General features: G+C 72.4%; 20 protein-coding genes. 3 read left to right on the plus strand and 17 right to left on the minus strand.

Going from position 1 to position 19,619, the window contains the following annotated elements:
* Positions 1-24 precede the first annotated feature (24 nt).
* The 3 genes from ABD369_RS06700 to ABD369_RS06710 form a co-directional block, all read right to left on the minus strand.
* Positions 25-1,410 (minus strand): DHA2 family efflux MFS transporter permease subunit, encoded by a 1,386-nt coding sequence (locus tag ABD369_RS06700; protein WP_344635287.1) that lies wholly within the window; start codon positions 1,408-1,410, stop codon positions 25-27.
* A 424-nt stretch (positions 1,411-1,834) separates the two neighbouring features.
* On the minus strand, positions 1,835-2,926 hold the full coding sequence (locus ABD369_RS06705; protein ID WP_344635288.1) for a pyridoxal-phosphate-dependent aminotransferase family protein: 1,092 nt from the start codon (positions 2,924-2,926) through the stop codon (positions 1,835-1,837).
* Positions 2,927-3,214: 288 nt separating this feature from the next.
* Positions 3,215-4,174: an FG-GAP repeat domain-containing protein gene (locus ABD369_RS06710; protein WP_344635289.1), complete on the minus strand. Its 960-nt coding sequence runs from the start codon at positions 4,172-4,174 to the stop codon at positions 3,215-3,217.
* 544 nt (positions 4,175-4,718) lie between these two features.
* Here ABD369_RS06710 and ABD369_RS06715 point away from each other — a divergent pair.
* The 3 genes from ABD369_RS06715 (at position 4,719) to ABD369_RS06725 (ending at position 7,555) form a co-directional block, all read left to right on the plus strand.
* Positions 4,719-5,666, plus strand: coding sequence for an esterase/lipase family protein (locus tag ABD369_RS06715; protein WP_344635290.1), 948 nt, complete (start codon positions 4,719-4,721; stop codon positions 5,664-5,666).
* A gap of 77 nt (positions 5,667-5,743) precedes the next feature.
* The gene (locus tag ABD369_RS06720) at positions 5,744-6,835 is read left to right on the plus strand and encodes an amidohydrolase family protein (RefSeq protein ID WP_344635291.1); all 1,092 of its coding nucleotides are present in this window, start codon (positions 5,744-5,746) and stop codon (positions 6,833-6,835) included.
* Positions 6,836-6,877: 42 nt separating this feature from the next.
* Entirely contained in the window at positions 6,878-7,555 is a 678-nt protein-coding gene (locus ABD369_RS06725) for a uracil-DNA glycosylase (RefSeq protein ID WP_344635292.1), read from the plus strand.
* 183 nt (positions 7,556-7,738) lie between these two features.
* On the opposite strand, the gene ABD369_RS06730 is transcribed toward ABD369_RS06725, so the two are convergent.
* From ABD369_RS06730 to ABD369_RS06795, 14 genes are all read right to left on the minus strand, one after another.
* Positions 7,739-8,698: a DMT family transporter gene (locus ABD369_RS06730; RefSeq protein ID WP_344635293.1), complete on the minus strand. Its 960-nt coding sequence runs from the start codon at positions 8,696-8,698 to the stop codon at positions 7,739-7,741.
* Positions 8,699-8,726: 28 nt separating this feature from the next.
* Positions 8,727-9,917 carry an argininosuccinate synthase-related protein gene (locus tag ABD369_RS06735; protein ID WP_344635294.1) on the minus strand — a complete coding sequence of 397 codons (1,191 nt, stop codon included), beginning with the start codon at positions 9,915-9,917 and terminating at the stop codon, positions 8,727-8,729.
* Entirely contained in the window at positions 9,914-10,657 is a 744-nt protein-coding gene (locus tag ABD369_RS06740; protein ID WP_344635295.1) for a 2OG-Fe dioxygenase family protein, read from the minus strand. Before ABD369_RS06740 ends, ABD369_RS06735 begins: the two co-directional genes overlap by 4 nt.
* Before the next feature lie 2 nt (positions 10,658-10,659).
* On the minus strand, positions 10,660-11,841 hold the full coding sequence (locus ABD369_RS06745) for an HAD-IA family hydrolase (protein WP_344635296.1): 1,182 nt from the start codon (positions 11,839-11,841) through the stop codon (positions 10,660-10,662).
* Positions 11,841-12,020, minus strand: a complete 180-nt coding sequence (locus ABD369_RS06750; protein ID WP_344635297.1) for a (2Fe-2S)-binding protein — start codon at positions 12,018-12,020, stop codon at positions 11,841-11,843. Before ABD369_RS06750 ends, ABD369_RS06745 begins: the two co-directional genes overlap by 1 nt.
* On the minus strand, positions 12,007-12,720 hold the full coding sequence (locus tag ABD369_RS06755; RefSeq protein ID WP_344635298.1) for an HAD family hydrolase: 714 nt from the start codon (positions 12,718-12,720) through the stop codon (positions 12,007-12,009). The genes ABD369_RS06750 and ABD369_RS06755 overlap by 14 nt, the downstream gene beginning before the upstream one ends.
* Complete coding sequence (locus tag ABD369_RS06760) at positions 12,717-14,063, minus strand: aminotransferase class III-fold pyridoxal phosphate-dependent enzyme (RefSeq protein ID WP_344635299.1); 1,347 nt, start codon at positions 14,061-14,063, stop codon at positions 12,717-12,719. The genes ABD369_RS06755 and ABD369_RS06760 overlap by 4 nt, the downstream gene beginning before the upstream one ends.
* Positions 14,060-15,055: a nucleoside-diphosphate kinase gene (locus ABD369_RS06765; protein ID WP_344635300.1), complete on the minus strand. Its 996-nt coding sequence runs from the start codon at positions 15,053-15,055 to the stop codon at positions 14,060-14,062. Before ABD369_RS06765 ends, ABD369_RS06760 begins: the two co-directional genes overlap by 4 nt.
* A complete protein-coding gene (locus ABD369_RS06770) occupies positions 15,048-15,884 on the minus strand; it encodes a formyltransferase family protein (protein WP_344635301.1) in 837 nt (278 codons plus the stop codon). Before ABD369_RS06770 ends, ABD369_RS06765 begins: the two co-directional genes overlap by 8 nt.
* Positions 15,884-16,669: an alpha/beta hydrolase gene (locus ABD369_RS06775; protein ID WP_344635302.1), complete on the minus strand. Its 786-nt coding sequence runs from the start codon at positions 16,667-16,669 to the stop codon at positions 15,884-15,886. Before ABD369_RS06775 ends, ABD369_RS06770 begins: the two co-directional genes overlap by 1 nt.
* Positions 16,666-17,370: a hypothetical protein gene (locus tag ABD369_RS06780; RefSeq protein WP_344635303.1), complete on the minus strand. Its 705-nt coding sequence runs from the start codon at positions 17,368-17,370 to the stop codon at positions 16,666-16,668. Before ABD369_RS06780 ends, ABD369_RS06775 begins: the two co-directional genes overlap by 4 nt.
* Entirely contained in the window at positions 17,370-18,047 is a 678-nt protein-coding gene (locus tag ABD369_RS06785; protein WP_344635304.1) for a hypothetical protein, read from the minus strand. Before ABD369_RS06785 ends, ABD369_RS06780 begins: the two co-directional genes overlap by 1 nt.
* Positions 18,048-18,113: 66 nt before the next feature.
* Positions 18,114-19,280, minus strand: coding sequence for a hypothetical protein (locus tag ABD369_RS06790; RefSeq protein WP_344635305.1), 1,167 nt, complete (start codon positions 19,278-19,280; stop codon positions 18,114-18,116).
* Positions 19,277-19,453 (minus strand): hypothetical protein, encoded by a 177-nt coding sequence (locus ABD369_RS06795; RefSeq protein WP_344635306.1) that lies wholly within the window; start codon positions 19,451-19,453, stop codon positions 19,277-19,279. Before ABD369_RS06795 ends, ABD369_RS06790 begins: the two co-directional genes overlap by 4 nt.
* Positions 19,454-19,619: the final 166 nt, after the last annotated feature.

Genomic DNA, 19,619 nt, shown 5'->3' on the forward strand with positions numbered 1-19,619 from the left:
CGGCGCGGTCTTTGCCGCAGGCGTCTACTCGGGCTGCCGGCGGGGCAGCAGCAGGGCCGGGAGCAGGGCCAGCCCCATCAGTGCGACCGCCCAGCCGTAGGTGTGGCGGAAGGCGTCGGCCGGGTGCGGGGCGGTCCGCTGGGCGTGGGTGAGCAGCACGGACATCAGCGCGGTGCCGGTGGAGGCGGCGACCTGCTGCAGGATGGTGACCGCCGTGGTGGCCAGCGGCACCTGTTCGGCGGCGACGCTGCGGGTGGCGGCCGCGATGGTGGGCATCATGGTCAGTCCCACGCCGACGCCCAGCATCGCGAGGGCGGTCTGCAGGTGCCAGAAGGGGACGTCATCGGTGACCTGCACGGTGAAGGCGAGGAAGCCCGTGGTGGCGACCAGGACGCCGGTGAGCACGATCCGGCCCGGCGGGTGGCGGTCGATCAGCCGTCCGGCGAACTGCATGGTCACCCCGGTGGCCAGGGCCTGCGGGATGCCCAGCAGCCCGGAGTGGGCGGCGCTCTGGCCACGCAGCCCCTGGTAGTACAGCGGGAGCAGGATCAGCGAGCCGAAGTAGGCGCAGACGAAGAGCACCTCGGACCCGGCCGCGGCGGCGAACGGCCGCCGGGCCAGTAGCCGGAGGTCGAGCAGCGGGTGGTCGCAGGTCAGGGCGCGGGCGATGAAGCCGAGCACCATGGCGCCACCGGTCAGCATGAAGGCCGGATCCCTGCCGTGGGTGAGCCCGTAGATCAGCATGGACAGGCCGGGGGAGAGCAGCAGCAGGCCGAACAGGTCCAGCCGGCGGCCCGGTCTCGGGACCTCGTGCGGCAGGATCCGGGCGGCGAGCAGGATCGCGACGGCGGCCACGGGCGGGTTGATGAAGAAGATCCACCGCCAGGAGGCGGCGTCCAGCAGCGCACCGCCCAGGATCGGGCCCGCCAGTGGCCCGAGGAGCACGGGCAGGCCGAGCACGGCCATCGCCCGTCCGGTCCGCTCGGGCCCGGAGGCCCGGAGGACCAGGGTCATCCCCACGGGTGTCAGCATTCCGCCGCCCAGGCCCTGGAGCACCCGGAAGGCGACCAGGCTCTCGGTGTTCCAGGCCAGCCCGGCCAGGGCCGAGCCGGCGCCGAACAGCACGAGGGCGGTCAGGTACAGCCGTTTGGCGCCTATCCGGCCGACGGCCCAGGCGGTGACCGGGATGACGGTGGCCAGGGCCAGGGTGTAGCCGGTGGCCACCCACTGGATGGTGGTGAGCGGCGCGCCGAAGCTCCGGCCGAGCGTGCGCATCGCCGTGTTGACGGCCGTGGTGTCCAGCACGCTCATGAACGAGCCCAGCACGACGACCAGGGCGGTGGCCCGCAGCCCGGCGGCGCCGGCCGCCGGGGGGGCGAGGCGGGTGCGCGGGGTGGCACTGGTGGTCATGGCGCTTCCCCGCTCGGTCTCCGTAGGGCTGGGTCGGGCGGGCCTGCCGCAACGCCCGGCCCTGCCAGGTCAGTTGGTCCGGCATGCCCACTGCGGCACCCTCGGTCACGCTACCGTCCGCCGGTTCACCCTGCTCGTCGAAGGGCGGCCGGACGGGGCGGCGGTCGGTGGCGTCCCGGTCGGTGGCGGGGTGCGATGCAGGTCGGTGCTGGTTCGACTGGCGCCGGGGGAGTCGGGGTACCGCTCCGTCTGACGGGTGAACCCGAGCCGGTACGGCGATCGGCACCGTCCCGAGCGGCCGCACCGGTCCGGTGAACGGATGGTCGAGTGGGTGGTGGAACCGATGGTCAGCGGCGCAGCCGGCGGCGGAGCGTAACGCACCGCCAGCCGCACTCTCGGCCGTGCCGCCGGGGCCCCGCCCGGCTCAGGAGGTGGCGACGGCCGCGCTCCACGCCGCGGCCGCGGCCTCGGCGGCCCGGTCGGCGTCGGTGCCGGGAAGGGCGGCGGCGAGCGCGGTGAGGACGGACTGGACGGTGTCCAGCGCGGCGGCGGTGCCGTAGTGGTTGACCCGGAGCATCTCGGCGGCGAGCGGACCGCCGCCGGCCTGGACCGGCAGGGCCGGGTCCAGCCGCCCGGCGAGCTCGGCGGCGTGCAGACCGGACGGGGTGCGCAGGGTGGTGGCGACCGGCGCGGCGTGCTCGTCCCGGTGGACGTACGGGGTGAGGGTGCCCAGCGCGCGGACGCCCGCGCGGGTCGCGGCCGCTGCGGCGCGGTGCCGGGCGATGGTCGCGTCCAGGGTGTCGGCCGCGATCCGGTCCAGGCAGGCATCCAGCGCGAGCATCTCCAACTGGGCCGGGGCGTGCGGGAGTGCGGTGCGCCCGGCGTCCGTCCAGCGCTCCTTCCAGTCCAGCAGCGAGAGGTAGGAGCGGCGCGGCGCGGCCGGGTTGGCGGCGATCCGCTCCCAGGCGCGGTCGCTGACCGAGACGGCGGAGACCCCGGCCGGGCCGCCCATCGCCTTCTGGCCGCCGATCACACACAGGTCCACGCCCCACTCGTCGGTGAGCAGCGGCTCGGCGGCGACCGAGGCGACGGCGTCCAGCATCAGCAGCGCGCCGTGCTCCCGCACCACGGCGGCGATCTCGGCGACCGGGTTGGTGTTGCCGGTGGCGGCCTCGGCGTGGACCAGTGAGACGAAGTCGATCCCCGGTTCGACGGCGAGCACCCGGGCGACCTGCTCGGCGCCGGCCGCGCCGTCGAACGGCACCACCAGGTCCACGACCTCGGCGCCGCAGCCGCGCAGCCAGTTGCCGAAGGTCTGGCCGTACGGGCCGGTGACGATGTTGAGCGCGGTGCTGCCCGGGTGCGCGGCACCACGGATCGCCGCCTCCAGCGGGAGCAGCGCCTCGCCCTGGGTGATGATCACGTCGGCCGTGGTGTGCAGCAGCGCGGCGACCTTGTCCTCGATCGCTGCGAACTGCGCGGCACTCAGCGGCGGGAGGTCGAGGAAGGGGCTCACGGGGCTGGCCTTTCGGACGGGTACACGGGGCGGGGGTCCGGCCCAGTCTGCCGCATCGCCCGTGCCGCCTGCCCCGCCGGTCCCGGCCGGCCAGTCCGGAGAACGGCCCCGCTGTGGAGGCCCGCAGCGCAACGGGACGAGGCCCGGGCCGGTCCCCTGCCGCTTCTGGCTTGGCAGGGGACCGGGTGACCGGGCCTCGTCCCGTCATGGGGCCGACCGGTGGGGTCGGCCCATGGCATCACTGCGGGATGTGACCGGTCGTGGAAACCGACCGGTCACGGGACACGACTAGTCGGCCAGCATGCGGTAGGTGTTCCAGCCGCCGCCGACCCTGGCCGCGTCGTTGAACGGGTCGGTCTGGCCGCCGTTGCCCTTGTAGAAGTACAGGTTGCCGCTCCTGTCGCGGGCGAGCAGGTCGGCGAGGCCGTCGCCGTCCATGTCACCGGTGGAGACCAGAGTGTCGTACTTGTCCCAGCCGCCGCCGATCCGCACCCGCGAGTCGAACGGGTCGGTCGTGTTGCCGTTGCCCTTGTAGAGCCATAGCACGCCCGACTTGTCGCGCGCGACGATGTCCGGCTTGCCGTCGCCGGTGAGGTCGCCCACACCGGTGATCTGGTCATAGATGCCCCAGCCGCCGCCGATCTTGTGGCGGTCGGTCAGCGTCCCGTCGGCGTAGGCGAAGTACTCCCACAGGTAACCGTTGCGGTCACGGGCGATGATGTCGGCCTGGCCCTCGCCGCCGAGGTCACCGGGGGACAGGACGGTGTCGTAGATGTCCCAGCCGCCGCCGATCCGGACCGAGGGCTTGTCCTTGCCGGCGAAGACCAGGCTGCCGTCGTCCCACAGGAAGTAAGTCCCGTCCCAGAAGCGGTCCTTGTTGTTGTCGACGTCCGCGACCGTCTTCAGGTGCTTGTAGACGTCGTTCTGGGCGCCGTTGAATTCCAGGTAGCGGTCGTTGAAGTTGCCCTTGCCGTCGGGCCAGTAGCTGTAGACGCTGTTCTGGAAGTCGATGCCGATCAGGTTGAAGATCGGCGAGGCCTGGCCGGCCGCCACGCTCCGTGGTGCGGCGAGCTGCGCCGGGCCGGAGGCGGCCTTCTTCTGGTAGGCCTGAGCCCTGGCCTGAGCCACTTTCTGGCTCGCACTCAGGAAGGGCGAGGTGGTGGCAGCCGAGGCCGAGCCACTGGCAGTGCCGGCCATGGCGGTGGCGAGCACTGCGGTCGCGAGTCCGGTCAGGACACGCTTGCTCATACGTCCGGTGAATACGGACAAGTAACTCTCCCCTATTGCGCAAAGAGGTGCGGGTGCTCGGAATGAGCTTCTCCGCCATCCGTGATCCTTCCACAGATGACTCGTATGACAATCAACTAGGGGGGGTGGTTGTGCTGCGGGATCGAGGAAATCGGGAGGCTGCGGCATTGGGTCGAATGCCTCCCGAAGTGCCTAATCGGACTAATCCCTCTTACGGGGTGATTTTCAATCACCATCTCCGAGAACGGGGCCTTCTGGTTCGTTTCGACGAAGCCATGCCACTCGAAATGACAGGGCGCCATATCGACAAATGCGACGACCGTGGAGCGCGCCGGGAGGTGCGGATGCCGGGTGACATCGCCGGTCCGGCCAGGTGCCACTTCGTGCGAGGTGTCTGGGCAAGGCCTTGACGCCGCAGTAACTTACCGGCCAGTCAGGCTAGTTCACGGTGTGAGCCCCCAACTCGCACCGGAGTCGGCCCCGGTCCTCCGTCGAGACCGGCCGGACCGGGCCCAGTGCCTCCACCCCCCACCCGGAGGAAGCCATGCCCGCAACCCCCACGCACTCCACCCTGCCCGGACACCGCCGGCTCGCCTCGCTGGCGGCCGGCTGCGCCCTGCTGGCCGCCGCACTGGCAGGCGCCGGCCCGGCCGGGGCGGCCACGTCCGCGAACACCCCGGTGCCGCGCACCGACCCGGTGACCGCCGCCCAGGCGCTGGCCGCGCCGGGCGTACCGGGTGCCAACGACTGGTCGTGCAAGCCGAGCCCGGCCCATCCGAGGCCGGTGGTGCTGGTCCACGGCACCTTCGCCCACGGTTCGGTGAACTGGGACACCGTCGCGCCCGCGCTGGCCGGGGACGGCACTTGCGTCTTCGTGCTCACCTACGGCGCGATGCCCGGTGTCCCGGTGCTGCGCGCGATCGCACCGGTGGCGGACTCGGCGCAGCAGCTGTCGGTCTTCGTCGACGGCGTGCTCGCGGCGACCGGCGCCGGGCAGGTCGACATCGTCGGCCACAGCCAGGGCGGCGGCCTGATGCCGCGCTACTACCTGAAGTTCGACGGCGGCGCGGCCAAGGTGCACACCCTGGTCGGGCTGGCCCCGAGCAACCACGGCACCACCCTGGACGGCCTGGTCACCCTGGCGAAGTCCTTCCCCGGCGCGCTCGACCTGGTCGGCGCGGCCTGCCCGGCCTGCACCGACCAGGTCGTCGGTTCGGACCTGCTGAGCCGGCTCAACGCCGGCGGCGACACCCTGCCCGGGGTGACGTACTGGGCGATCGCGACCCGGTACGACGAGGTGGTCACGCCGTACCGGACGCAGTTCCTGAGCGGCCCCGACGTGCACGACGTCACGGTCCAGGACCTGTGTCCGACCAACATCCCGGGCCATGTGCTGATGGCCGTCGACCCGGTGGTCCTGCACGAGGTCCGGCACGCCCTCGACCCCGCGCACGTGGGGGAGGCCGACTGCTGGGCCAACCTCACCGGCTGACCGGTGCGGACGGGGGCCGCCCGGGACCTCCCGGGCGGCCCTCCCGCCGGCGGTGGGCCCGTAGGTAGAGTGCGCGCATGAGCGATGGCGCGGTGCTGCACATCAGGGGACGGGTACTGGTCGGGCCGGAGGACGTCCGGGACGAGCTGTGGGTCGTGGACGGCCGGGTGAGCTTCACGCGTCCGGCGGGGGCGACCGACGTCCGTACGGTGGCCGGCTGGGCCATGCCGGGCCTGGTGGACGCGCACTGCCACGTCGGCCTGGACGCGCACGGCGCGGTGGACGAGGCCACCAGCGAGAAGCAGGCCCTCACCGACCGCGACGCGGGCACCCTGCTGATCCGCGACGCCGGTTCCGCCGCCGACACCCGCTGGATCGACGACCGCGAGGACCTGCCCCGGATCATCCGGGCCGGCCGCCACATCGCCCGTACCCGCCGCTACATCCGCAACTACGCGCACGAGATCGAGCCGGGCGACCTGGCCGCCTACGTCAGGGCCGAGGCCCGGCGCGGCGACGGCTGGGTGAAGCTGGTCGGCGACTGGATCGACCGTGAGCGCGGCGACCTGGCCGCCTGCTGGCCCGGGGACGCCCTGCGCGAGGCGATCGCCGCCGCGCACGCCGAGGGCGCCAGGGTCACCGCGCACTGCTTCGCCGCCGAGTCGCTGCCCGACCTGGTCGCCGCGGGGATCGACTGCATCGAGCACGCCACCGGTCTGACCGAGGAGCTCATCCCGGTCTTCGCCGAGCGGCAGGTGGCGATCGTCCCGACACTGGTGAACATCGCGACCTTCCCCAAGCTCGCGGACGGCGGCGAGGCCAAGTTCCCGGCCTGGTCCGCGCACATGCGGCGGCTGCACGAGCGCCGCTACGACACGGTCGGCGCGGCGTACGACGCCGGGATCCCGATCTTCGTCGGGACGGACGCGGGCGGGTCGCTGGCGCACGGGCTGGTCGCGGACGAGGTCGCCGAACTGGTCAAGGCCGGGCTGCCGGCCGGGGCCGCGCTGTCGGCGGCGAGCTGGGGAGCACGCGAGTGGCTGGGGCGGGAGGGGCTCACCGAGGGCGCGCCGGCCGACCTGGTGGTGTACACGGACGACCCGCGGGCGGACGTCCGGGTGCTGGCCGATCCCCAACTGGTCGTCCTCCGCGGGCGTCCGGTCGGCTAGGGGCGCGCTCGGCGGGGCCCGTTGGGCCGATAGGGTGGCGGCATGGCACCGCGTCCACTTAACGAGATCGTCGAACCCGGCTGGGCCACCGCCCTGGAGCCGGTGGCCGGGCGGGTCGCCGCGATGGGTGACTTCCTGCGTGCGGAGGTTGCCGCGGGGCGGACGTACCTTCCGGCTGGCGCGAACATTCTGCGGGCCTTCCAGCAGCCCTTCGACGAGGTGCGGGTCCTGCTGGTTGGTCAGGATCCGTACCCCACCCCGGGGATGGCCATCGGTTTGAGCTTCGCGGTCGACCCGCAGGTGCGCAACCTTCCCGGCAGCCTGGTCAACATCTACCGGGAGATGGGCCAGGACCTGGGTTGCCCGCCGCCCAGCAACGGCGACCTGACCCCGTGGACCGAGCAGGGTGTACTGCTGCTGAACCGGGCGCTGACCACGGCGCCCGGTAAGCCGGCGGCGCACCGGGGCAAGGGCTGGGAGGAGGTCACCGAGCAGGCGATCCGCGCCCTGGTGGCCCGGGGTGGCCCGCTGGTGGCGATCCTGTGGGGGCGTGACGCCCGGAACCTGCGCCCGCTGCTGGGGCAGGTCCCGGCGATCGAGTCGGCGCACCCGAGCCCGATGTCGGCGGACCGGGGGTTCTTCGGGTCGCGGCCGTTCAGCCGGGCGAACGAGCTGCTGGTCAAGCAGGGCAGCCAGCCTGTGGACTGGCGTTTGTCGTAACGCCTCAGACCCGGCCGTACTCCAGGAGTCGCGGCGGAGGCCGCCCGAGGTGGTGCACGACTGGAGTCGCATCGGCCGCTTCCCCACCCCCTCGCGGCCACCGGAGTCACCGGCGTCCTCGCCGCCGCGGTTGCCGTCCTGCTCGCCGGGGGCTTCGCCACCATCCGTCGCCTGACCACGCCGCTACATGCTCGGGACGGATTCGAGCTCGGGACGGGCGGTCCGGACCGCGGCTGTCTTCCGTTCCCGGTGCACCCGTTCGATGCGTTGTCCCCAGCCCGCGCCCAGCAGGATCAGGACGGCGCCGAGCACGCCGATCAGGCCCAGGCGGTCACCGCCGACCGCGATGCCGATGAGCAGCGCCCAGACCGGTTCGGTTCCCAGCAGCAGGCTGACCCGGGTCGGCGAGGTGGTGCGTACGGCTCGCATCTGCACGAAGAACGCGAACACCGTGCCGATCAGCGCGAGGTAGAGCAGGTCCGACCACTGGCCGGGGTGCAGCCGGGGGACCAGAGCCAGGAAGGAGGTCCCGACCAGCGGGCTCAGCGCACAGAAGAGCACCGATGCCGTGGCCATCTGCAGCAGGGTGAGGTTGTAGGAGTCGTACTTCCGGCGGGCCGCCCTGCGGTGCATCACGGTGACGTGCACCGCGCGCACCGCGGCCGCCGCCAGAATCAGCAGGTCTCCCGGCGACGGGGCGCGCAGCCCTGAGCCGGAGGCGAGCAGGCCCACCCCGACCACCGCGAGCACCGCGGCGAGGAAGAACCGCCGGGGCAGCCAGGATCGCCCCACCACGCTGTCCAGCACGGGCGTCATCACGATGGTGAGACTGATGATGAGCCCCGCGTTGGTCGCGCTGGTGTGGGCGATGCCGTAGGTCTCGAACGTGAAGATCACGGCCAGGATGGTGCCGAGCAGCACTCCGGTCAACCACTCCTGGCGACCGGCCCGGCGCAGCCTGGCGATGCCGGCCGGCAGCATGGCCGCCGTGGTGACCAGGAATCTGAGTGCCAGGACCGCCACCACGGTTGACGGACTGACCAGCTCCTTGGCCGCCAGGTAGGTGGAGCCCCAGACCGCGGCCACGAGCAGGAGCAGTATGTCGATCAGCGCCGTGCGGGAGGCGAATCCGGGCACGATCACCCTCTCTGGTTCGGGCCGGCGGTCGGGGTCAGACGGTGGCGTAGGGAGCGTTCTCCCGGTGGATCGAGTACTTCTCCCAGGCCTCCCGGTCCCGCAGGTAGCGCGGGTCGTCGGCCAGGATGGCGCGGGTCTCGGCGCCGCCGGGAGCGAGCTTCCAGCGCACCGATCCGGTCACCTGTGCCGCGCAGACCTCGACGAACGACTCCAGTGCCAGGTGCAGTCGGCCGTACCAGCGCCCCTCCAGCGACTCGCGCACCCAGAGCTGCTCGACGTGCATCTTCTCCCGGAGCAGCTCCGCATCCAGGGTGGCGGTCTCCAGGTGCCGATAGGTGCGCAGCAGCAGCCAGGCCGCCGGCATCTCGCGGATCTCCAGCACCTTCTCGCCGTTGTCGAGGTGCTCGAGGCCGCTGTAGCGGCCCAGCCCGTACGCCCCGACCCGGGTGTTCAGCTCGGCGATGATGTCGGTCAGCGCCAGCTCGACGCCGTCCACCGCGGTGGGGATGCCCCGCTCGAAGCGGATCTCGATGAACTCGCCCCGGGCCTCGGGGCGCAGGGCGCTCCACTGGTACATGTGTTCCGGCACGGCGTGGTCCTCGGGGTCGTCGAGGATCCCGGACTCGAACTCGCGGCACCACAGGTTGGAGTCGCCGCTGACCACCCGTGTGCTCATCTGGTCCAGGCCGACCGCCTTGAGCTCCTGGATCTTCTGGTCCCGGTCGACCGGGTCGAGGTCGTAGGGACTGCCGTACCGGCCCGGGTAGCCGAGCAGGGCCAGGGCTCCGTTGAGCCTGCGCAGGGTGTTCTGGGAGCGGTTCGCGGTGTGCAGCACCGCGGTGGCGCCGAGCTCACCGGCCAGTTCCACCGCCAGCTTGGCGATCAGCGGCCGGCTCAGCGTCGAGCTGACGGGATGGGTGTCGAGGTAGACCGCCTGGGCCTGGATCGCCGGGCGGACGAACCCTTCGACGAAGGCCGCGCGCCCGTCGAGGACGTGCAGGCGGACGCCCAGTTCGTCGGCTATTCGCTGTTTGTGCTCGCTGGTCTCGTCCTCGCCGAGGTCAACGCTCACCGCATGGATGTTTCGCAAGCCCGCGTCGCGCAGCCGCAGCAGCAGGTAGGTGCTGTCGAGGCCACCACTGAAGAGCGTGACGACGGGCTCGTCGGGGTCCAGCGCCTCGGTGGTGAGCTGTCGGAACGAGCGGATGAGCTGACCTTGCGTCATCGGGTCTCTTTCGGAGTGCGGCTGAACATGGCGATGAGTACGTCGCGGTGGCCCTGGACGCCCTTGGCGGCGGGCGTGAGCGGGGTGACGCTGTGCAGCATCCGCTCGTCGTCGGCGTAGAGGAACTCGCCCGGTTCGCTGAGCGTGACCTCGTCCAGGCACTCCCGGGTGGGGGCGTCGTAGATCCGGCTGAGCCCGCCGTCGATGGAGTTGCGCTCGATCAGCAGCGTCAGTACGTAGTCGACGCCGTCGCGGTGGATACCCTCCGGCGTCGGCTGCCCGTGCTCCGTGCTGCGCGCCAGGATCCGGTTCTGGAAGGTCTGGATCTTCCACACGTCGGTGCCGGCGGTCCCCGCAGGGTCGAGCAGGACGGTGGCACACCACTGGAAGATCGCGCGCAGTACCGGGCTGGCCGACACCTGGCTCTCGAAGGCCTCGAAGTGCCGGTCGATGCCGCCGTTCAGGTAGTTGACGTCGCGTGACTGGCGGTACGGCACGTGCGGCAGCAGCGTCAGGGCGTCCGCCGCGGTGTCGTAGCGGAACTCGGAGTACCGGCGCCGGCGGTAGGTGCCGCCGTCCGCCATGTAGGCGTCCTGCTGCAGGTTGTTCCAACTGTCGGCGAACTGCTTCCAGTCGGCGCCCTGCAGCAGCTCCGGGTCGAGCACGGCGCTCAGTCGGCCGTGGGTGTATCCCCGCTGGTGGATCTGCTGTGCATGACCGGCGGTCACATCGGTGATCATCGCTACTCCTTGAACGGAATGTCGGTGACGCCGAGCAGGCCCAGCGCGGCGCCGAGCTGGGCGGCGGTGCGTACCACGGGATCGGCGCCGGTCAGCCGCTCGGTGGGGGTCAGCGCGGCGTAGCCGACGCAGGCCATGCCGGCGGCCAGGGCCGCCGCGACGCCGGGGCCGCTGTCCTCGACCACCACGGCGTTGGCGGGGTCCACGCCCATCCGGGCGGCGGCGTGCAGGAAGACGTCCGGGGCGGGCTTGCCACGGGCGACGTCGGCGGCGCTGTACACCCGGTCCTCGAAGAGCGGTGCGAGCCCGGTGACCTCCAGGCTGAGCGCGAGCCGATCCCGGGGAGAACTGGAGGCGACACAGAATGCGGTGCCCCGTTCGGCCAGTGCCGCAAGGACGTCCACCATCCCGGCAACCGGCCTCAGTTGGTCGCGGAACGCGGCGAGCAGCCGAGCCCGCAGTTGCTCGGCGAAGTCCTCCGGCAGCTCCCGGCCGCTCCGGGCCCGGACGATCTCCCGGACCCGTTCCAGGCTGCCGCCCATGTAGCGGTCGACGCACTCCTGGTAGCCGGTCGGTATCCCCGCCTCGGTGAGCAGCGTGGCCAGCTCCGCGTTGGCGATCGGTTCGGAGTCCACCAGGACCCCGTCGCAGTCGAAGATCACCAGCTCGGCGGTCGCCGGCGTGACGGCCGCCGGGGCGCGCCGGCCGTCCTGGTCCGCCCAGAGCGGGTAGGGGTGCTCCTGGAGGTAGGCGTTGTCGAAGCGCGGGTCGGTGGTGACCTCCTGGAGCACCCAGGTGGGCAGCTCGGTGATCTCCTCGGCCCGGTCCGTCTCCAGCTCCGCGAGGACGAGCCCGGCGTTCTCGCCGAAGAACTCGTCCACGATCCACGGGCCGTCAGGTGTGTCCAGGGTGTGCCGCCGCTTCTCCACCAGCGGCCGCATGCAGAGCGAGTCCAGCAGCTCCTGTGCGTCGGCCAGCGGCAGCGGGTACTCGAACTCCGGCCGGTGGGCGCCGGTGCGGCGGCCCTTCACGGTCAGGGTCGCCGAGCGGCGGTCCTCCACCCTGACCCGCACCACCCGCGCCGGGTCCCCCGAGAGGTAGCCCTGCCGGATCTCCTGGGTGCGCACCGTCGCGGCCCGCCAGCCCGGTCCGACCAGGAACTTGCGTTCCGTTTCCACGCCCATCAGCCCTGCTCTCCCAGCAGTTCCTCGATGTCCCGCAGGCAGTCGCCGCAGCCCTGGTTGGCGCCGGTGGCCTCGCGCACCGAGGGCAGATCGGTGATGCCCTCGTTCAGGGCCGCCAGGATGGCGCGCTCGGTGATGCCGCCGCACAGGCAGACCACCGGATCGTCAGTCCAGAACACCGGTGCTCCTCGCGGTGACGGCCTGGGACCAGGCCTGCAGAGCCGGGTCGGCGAGTGAGTCGAGGAGCCAGTCGTGGTCCAGGCCCTGGCCGGGCAGCGACGGGACGACGACCAGGTGCAGTCCGGCGGCCCGGGCCGCGGCGACGCCGGTGCCGGAGTCCTCGAAGGCCACCGACGCGGTGGGATCGGCGCCCAGGGCCGCGCAGGCCGTGAGGTAGAGGTCGGGGGCCGGCTTGGGGGTGGACACCTCGTCGGCGGCGAAGGAGACCGGGAACAGCTCGGCCAGGCCGGAGGTGGACAGGGCGGTGTCGAGCAGCACTCGGGGGCTGTTGCTCGCCACGGCGACGGGCACCCGTGCGGCGCACGCCCTGACCAGCTCAAGGGCGCCCGGCAGCGCCTTCGCGCCGCCGGCCAGCTCCCGGCGGACACCCTCGAGCAGCTGGGCGGCGAGCCGGTCGCCGTCACCGGGACGGCCGAAGTACTCGGCCATCACGGTGCCGACGTCCGGCAGCGACTTGCCGATCACCAGGGCCTTCTGCTCCGGGCCGAACTCATGGCCGTGCTCCGCGAACAGCGCCGTCTCGGCAAGGGTCCAGCAGCCCTCGGTGTCGACCAGCAGCCCGTCGCAGTCGAAGACGACGGCCTGGATCCCGGTCGGGATCGGTGCGGCGCTGGATGCACGGTGAGCGTGCCCGGTCATGAGTTGTCCTTTTCGGGAGCGGCCGTTGCTTGTAGTGCCAGATCCAGCACCTCGGCGAGGACATCGAGGTCCGACGGGCCGATCACCAGGGGCGGATGCAGGTTGATGACGTCCGGCGCCATGCCGGTGGTGGCCACCAGGACGCCCACGTCCGGGTGGACGCTGCGGCAGTGGTGGCGTAGCCGCGCGGCGTGCGGGCCGGTCAGGACGATCCGGGCGGTGCCGCCCATCGCGTCCACCCGCCGGACGAGGGCCGGGTGACGGGCCGCCAGTTCCCGTAGCCGGACGTCCATTTCCCGCTCCAGCCGGTCGATGTCGGCGTCCACCTCGGTCCAGGCCTGCCAGCGGTCCAGCACGGTGTCGACGACGGCCAGGGCGTGCGGGATGCCGATGTACGTTGAGGAGTGGCTGCCCGGCCGGTAGCGCGACGGGTGGGCCAGCGGTTCGCGGGCCCACACCATGCTGAGCGCGGCGCCGCCGTTGGTCAGCCCCTTGCTGGTGACCACGATGTCCGGGACGACACCGGAGCGCTGGAAGCCCCACCGGGGGCCGACCCGATGCATTCCGGTGAAGATCTCGTCGGCGATCACCAGGGCGCCCTGGCGGCGCGCGTGGTCGACGGCGGCCCGCAGCAGGGCGTGGTCGGGCTCAACCATGCCGCCGACGTTCTGCACCGGTTCGAAGATGAAGGCCGAGACCTTGCGGCCGAAGTCACGGCCACCCACACCGGTCAGCTCCGAGCCCCAGCGGGAGACCGCCTCGACGCAGCCGGGCGGGCAGGTGCCGTTCTCGTCGGCGTGCGGGCAGCGCAGGCTGTCCGGACTGGGCAGCCGGACCACCTCCAGCCCCCAGGCGGCGAGCAGTTCGCGGTAGCGCGGGCTGGAGCTGAGCATGCTGGTGACGCCGGAACGCCCGTGGAAGGCGCCCTCGAAGACCACGACGGTGCCGGGGCCGTTGTTGCTGAAGGCGATCCGCAGGGCGGTCTCCATCGCCTGGGCACCGCCCAGGTCGAGCTCCACCCGCCCAGGTGTCCCCACCACCTCGGAGACCAGGCGTTCCAGCCGCTCCAGCACGCGCAGCCGCACCGTGGACTCGCAGAACGAGGGCAGGGCGGGCAGCTCCATGCACCGCACCAGCGCCTCGTGCAGCAGGTCGCGGTCGTAGCCCCAGGCCACGGTGCCGTTGGCCGCCTCGGCGTCCAGGTAGCGGCGGCCGTCGTCCGCGGTCAGGTAGCAGCCGGAGCCGGCCACGAAGCGCGGTACCGAGGGCTCGCGGTAGATCAGGTTCCCCGCCCCGGCGAAGGAGGGGACGCCGTCAACGGTGGTGGTGCTGGAGTCGGTCATGCGAGAGCCACTTCCGGGGCGGTTGCGGGCAGCCAGTCCGCCGGGCGGGCGGTGGCGAGAATCGGGGTGACGTCGGGGGCGTTGCAGTCGATCCAGCCGGTGACCACGGTGAGGACGTCCCAGCGGGCGGTCCCGTCCGGAAGCTCCAGCTCGCGCAGCGCGTCGAGCCAGGCGGCGACCTGTGCGCGGTCGGCGTGCCCGGTGGCCAGCCGTCCCCACCCGTCGGCGCGTTCGGCCAGCCGGCGCAGTGCGGCGGCCAGGTCGAGGTCGTGCGCGGGGATCTGCTCCTCCAGCTGCGGCAGCAGCTCCTTGGCGGGGTTGTCGGGGGCCGCGGCGTCGGGCAGCGGCCGCCCCAGTCCCTCGGCGAGCCACTGGGAGCCGGTGCGATAGCAGAAGAGCCGCAGTTCGCGCACCAGATCGGCGGGGTCGTCGGCGGTGTGCACGAAGTTGAACAGGCCGTTCACCCGGCCGATCCTGGTCCGCAGGTCCTGACCGCGTGCGGCGTTCGGGTCGGCGGCTCCCTTGAGCGCGGTCAGGCGCACGCTCGCGGGCAGCCGCTGGTGGTCCGGTGTCGCGTCGCGGTGGGCGTCGCGGAGCAGCACCACCAGTGAGGGGCCCGAGCCGAGCAGGTGGTCGACCACGGCGATCCGCTGGTCGGAGGCGGCGTTGAACTGGTAGCGCCAGATCTCCCGGGTGAGCAGCGGGTCGAACCGCACCGGCGCGGCGGCGACCGGGCGGAAGCCCTCCTCGGCGAGGGTGTCCAGCACCAGGGCGCAGCGGCGGCCGGCCACCGCGTCGGGCTTGAGCACCACGAAGGTGTACTCGGCCAGCCGGTCCAGCGCCCCGAGCGCTCCGAACAGTCGCAGGCCCTCCCGCGCATAGGTGTCGAGCCGGTAGTGGTCGCGCTTGCTCCGGTCGGCGGTCAGCGCCTCCAACGCGGCGGCGGGTACGGTGGTGCGGCGGTCGAGGTCCGCCGGTGAGGATTCAGGCACGGAGATCACTGCTCGCTGTCAGTCGGCAGCCGCCGAGCGGGGTGGGCACACCGTCCACCAGGACGGCCCTGCTGCCGTCGGGGTGTTCGGTGCCGGACAGGGCGAGCCGGCCGGCGGCGAAGGCCCGGACCGTCCATTCCAGGCAGAACGGGTCGCTCTGCCGCTTCTGCATCAGCTCCTGCTGCCAGGCGTCCTCGACGGTGGCCTGCCGGCCGGCCACGGGGACCTCGGGTCCCATGGCCAGGACGGCGCCGCCGTCGCGGGTGCCGTCCACCAGGAAGCAGGAGGTGCGGGTGGTGCGGCGGCCCAGCGCCATGGCCAGCCGGACCGGGTCCTTGCCGATCAGCAGGCGCTCGCCGCCCGGACCGAGATCGGCGAGGTCGCCCGGGTGCTGATTGATCATCCGGCCCGCGTAGCGGTCCAGCAGGTCGCCCTCGATCCAGCGGTGGTAGGCGAGCACGATCAGGTCGAGCTCGCCGTGCCGGCCCTCCCAGTCCGCCAGCCGGGTGTTCAGCTCGTCGTGCCAGGCCCGGGCCCGGGCCCGGTAGGCCTGGCGGGCGCGCGGGTCGTCGCAGGCGGCCGAGGCGGTGCCGCAGCAGGCGTCGAAGTCGCCGGGCCAGGCCTCGACGCCTGCCCCGCGGGCCAGCTCCAGCGCCTTGACGCGTTCGGCGTGGGAGGCGACCAGGCAGACCTCGAAGCCCTCGGGCTCGCGGCGGCCCAGGTCCAGCAGGGTGCGGAGGTTGGCTCCGGTGGCCGAGACCAGGACACCGATGCGCAACGGGCCGCTGGTCGAACGGCGGCGCAGTCGATCGGTGTGGTGCGGGGTCACTAGGAATCTCCCTTCGCAGTCCCGAGGGCGGACATCAGGTCGAGGACGACCGCGCAGCCGGGGCGCTGCGGATTGACCAGGTGCATGTGCCGGGCTCCGGGGACCTCGGTGTGCCGCAGCGGCAGTCCCGCCGATCGCCAGCGGTCCAGCTGACGGTGCGTCAACTCGGCCGGTACGGCCTGGTCCTCGGCGGCGCTGACGACGTCCAGTCCGGCCAGGTCGCGCGGGTCGGGGGCCGGGGTGGCCTGGCCGGCGGTGCCGCCGGCCGCCAGGTGATCGGCCAGGTACTGCTCGACGGCCCCCGCGCCGACGCCCAACTCGCTCGCCGCCACCAGGTCGGCCACGGGCGCGAGCAGCAGCAGGCGGCGCCGCTCGGCGTGTCCGGCGGCCATCCCCAGGGCCAGCTGCGCCCCGGCCGAGTGGCCGACCAGCAGGGCATCGGCCCAGGCCGGATCGAGCGCGCGCAGCGCCACGTCGGCGGCCAGCGCGTCCTGGACCGCGCCGGGCCAGGCGCCGCCGTCCCAGAGCGGGCGGTACTCGACGGCCGCCACCGCCCGACCGCGGCCGACCAAGGCGGTGGCGAGCGGCCGCAGGTCGCGGGCCACCCGGTCGTGGCGCCAGAATCCACCGTGCAGCAGCACGATCCGGTTCCGGGCGGGGGCCCCGGCCGGCAGGTACAGGTCCACCCGGTGCCAGGCGGAGCCGCCGTAGCGCAGCGATCCGTACCGGATGTCGTCGCCCGCGCCGCCGCCCGCCGCGTCCGCCGCCCTGGTCGTGGCCGTCACAGCAGGCCGAGTGCTTCCAGCCGCCCCAGCCAGTGGGCGAGCCGCTCGTCGGACATCCGCACCTCGGCGCGGCGCTCGGCGCTCTCGTCGGCCTGGCCGTAGCGCCACCACACGTGGCCGTCGGCGCGGCGGATCATGAACGACCGCTGCTTGCGCGCCGGGCTCTGGATCATCAGCGAGATGGTCTCCGGTGCGGTGATGGTGGTGTGCAGCTGCTCGTGGTCGAGTGTGATGACCTGCCCCTCGTCCTCCTGGCGCACCAGGTACGGCCAGAACCGGGTCACGTCCGCCGTCTCGTCCAGCGGCTGGTCGGTGGCGTACAGGGTGTGCTGGTAGGCGCCCCGCAGGATGTACGCGGTGAAGCTGTAGCGGTGGTTGTGCACCCGCTCGTACTGGTCGGTGTTGGCCAGCCGCAAGCGGATCCGCAGCCCCTTCTCCTGGTCGTCCCAGAGGACGATCTTGTCGTCCAGCGCGTGGCACTCGAACTTCTCGCGCAGCTCGGGGGTGTGCAGCGCGCGCAGCACCAGGGTGCGGAGCAGGTCGCGGTCGTCGCCGATCCGGCGGGCGATACCCTCGGTCACCTCGGCGGCGGCGTCCAGGTCGTCCCAGCGCACGCTCGGCAGGGACTCCATCAGCGCCACCGCGCGTGCGGCGTCCGCGGCTGGCGGTGCCGTCGGCAGGGTGTCGGGAAGCGCAGTCATCAGAGGACCTCCATCCCGCGCAGGCGACCGGTGAGCTCGTCGAAGTACGCCTTGCTGATCCGCTTGCTCTCCCGCCGCGAGGCCTTCTCCTGGTCCTCGCCGTAGCGCCACCAGACACGTCCGGTCTCCCGCTCGGTGATGATCGAGCGGTCCTTCTCGGCGGGGCCGCGAAGGAAGAGGGAGACGGTGTCCGGCGTGGTGTACGTGGTGTGGATCTCGCTGTGGTGCAGCGTGTAGCAGTTGCCCGCGCGCTCGGTGGTGACGAAGCGCGGCACCACCTTGAGATCGGTGGGGACGGCCTCGAAGTCGTTCTGCGCGTCCTCGGGGACGTCCGGCGCCTGGCCGACCAACTCGTGCCTGATGTGTCGGTAGTTGCCGCGCATGATCAGCGAGCTGAAGGAGAACCGGTGGTCGTGCGGCCGGTCCAGGTGGTCGTCGGTGGAGACGTGGACGCGGATGCGGAACCCGCGGTCCAGGGCGTCGTAGATGACCAGCTTGTCGATCAGGCGGTGGTGCTCGCATTTGTCGAAGAGGTCCTCCTCCTCCCGGGCGCGCTCCAGCAGCATCGTCAGCGACTGCTTGTCGGCGGCCAGTTCGGTGAGAATCTCCTTGGTCTGCGCCCTGGCCCGGGGCAAGTCGGACCAGTCCACGACCAGACGGTCGAGTGCTTCCAGCATGGGGGTACTCCGTTGGTAGCTGTGCCGTGAGTGCGGATCGCCGCAGCGCGCTGGGGCGGCGCGGCGTCAGGCCGGGCTGGAGTGGGACCGGCTGCTGGGCACCATGGCGCGGGGCCCGCTCCCGTCGGCGATCTCCAGGCCGAAGGTGCGGTGGGCCGTGCCGGCCACCAGCTGCCAGATGTCCGCGTCACCGAGCTGCTGCGACCGGGCGTTGGCGATCTGCCGGGCCAGCGGCTGCGAACCGGCGGCGACGATGCCGCCGGCCTGGTACCAGAGCCCGTTCTCGCCGGTCTGGTGCAGTTCCTGGCCGCCGAGCCGGGCCGAGTCGCAACGGTCGGTCATCAACATGGTGTTCTGCGGGCCCATCAGCTCGACGGCGCGAGCGGCGATGGCGAGGTCGACGTGCTCGCCGTCGAAGTTGATGCAGGCGGCGATGCGCCCGGCGGCCGCCTCCCGCATGATCGCGGCCGGCACCGGGCCCACCGTCCGCGCCGCGTTCTCCAGCGTCCACGAGGGCAAGTCGTACGAGGCGATGGTGGCCTCGCGGTCGCGGCGGGCGGCCGTGGTGCGGAAGGCGTGGCGGATGTTCAGCGGCATGTCGTTGAACAGGTGGTCGGTCACCACCCTGGTGCCGGTGCCGTTCCACTCGGCCTGCCAGGCGAGGTCGACCAGCTCGGTGACCTGCTGGGCGCTGCGCTCCGGATCCGCCCGCGTGAAGTGCCCGAGGGCGGGCCGCACGCCGTGGCCGAGCATGGTCTCGATCAGCCAGGGGAAGTCGAGCTGCTCCGCCCGCAGTGCGTCGCCCAGCTCGGAGGCGGGCGAGAAGATGTCCGGCGAGACCACGGAGTACACCAGACCGTGTTCGCCCAGGCTGGTCAGCCGTTCCCACTCGTGACGGGTCGGCACCCAGACGGTGGCAGCCGGTGTGCCGCCGTGGCTGGCCAGCAGCGGCCCTTCGAGCGCGATCCCGGCGATGTGCGGCAGCAGTCCGTCACGGCGCAGGGCCTCGTAGCGGTGCACGAAAGCCTCGAACTCGGCGAGCCGGTCGCGGTGCAGATAGAGCGTCGGCAGGCTGAGCACGCCCTCCCGGGCGCAGGCCTCGTCCAGCCGGAGCAGGTCCAGCGAGCCGAAGTCGGAGAAGTCGACGTCGCCGAAGCCGTGGCAGTGCACCTCGACCGGCAGATCGGCGAAGGCCGTCGTGCCGGTCGAGCCGCTGGCGGCCGCGGCCGTCACCGAGTGCCTCCCGCGGGCGGGATGACCTGATCCCAGCGGATGTCCGCGGCCGCGGTGTTCTGCGTGGGCGTGCGACCGTCGTGAACCGCGACCGCGGCAGAGGTGACGCCGACGGCCAGCAGGGCTACCGCGGTCAGCAGGGCGGTACGTACGGTGACAATCAAACGGTTCATGGAAAACTCGATTTTCTGGCTCTGCCCGGATTGATTCCGAGACTGTGCGGGTCTGACGCCGCAGCTGCTTACCGAGTGGGAGAAGCGTGCCGGGCCGCCCTAGGCGGCGGCTTCGGTACAGAGCTCCTCCACGTCTCAGGTGAGCTGCCAAACGCTTCCTAGAAGA

The sequence above is a fragment of the Kitasatospora cystarginea genome (assembly GCF_039533515.1).
Lineage (GTDB): Bacteria > Actinomycetota > Actinomycetes > Streptomycetales > Streptomycetaceae > Kitasatospora > Kitasatospora cystarginea.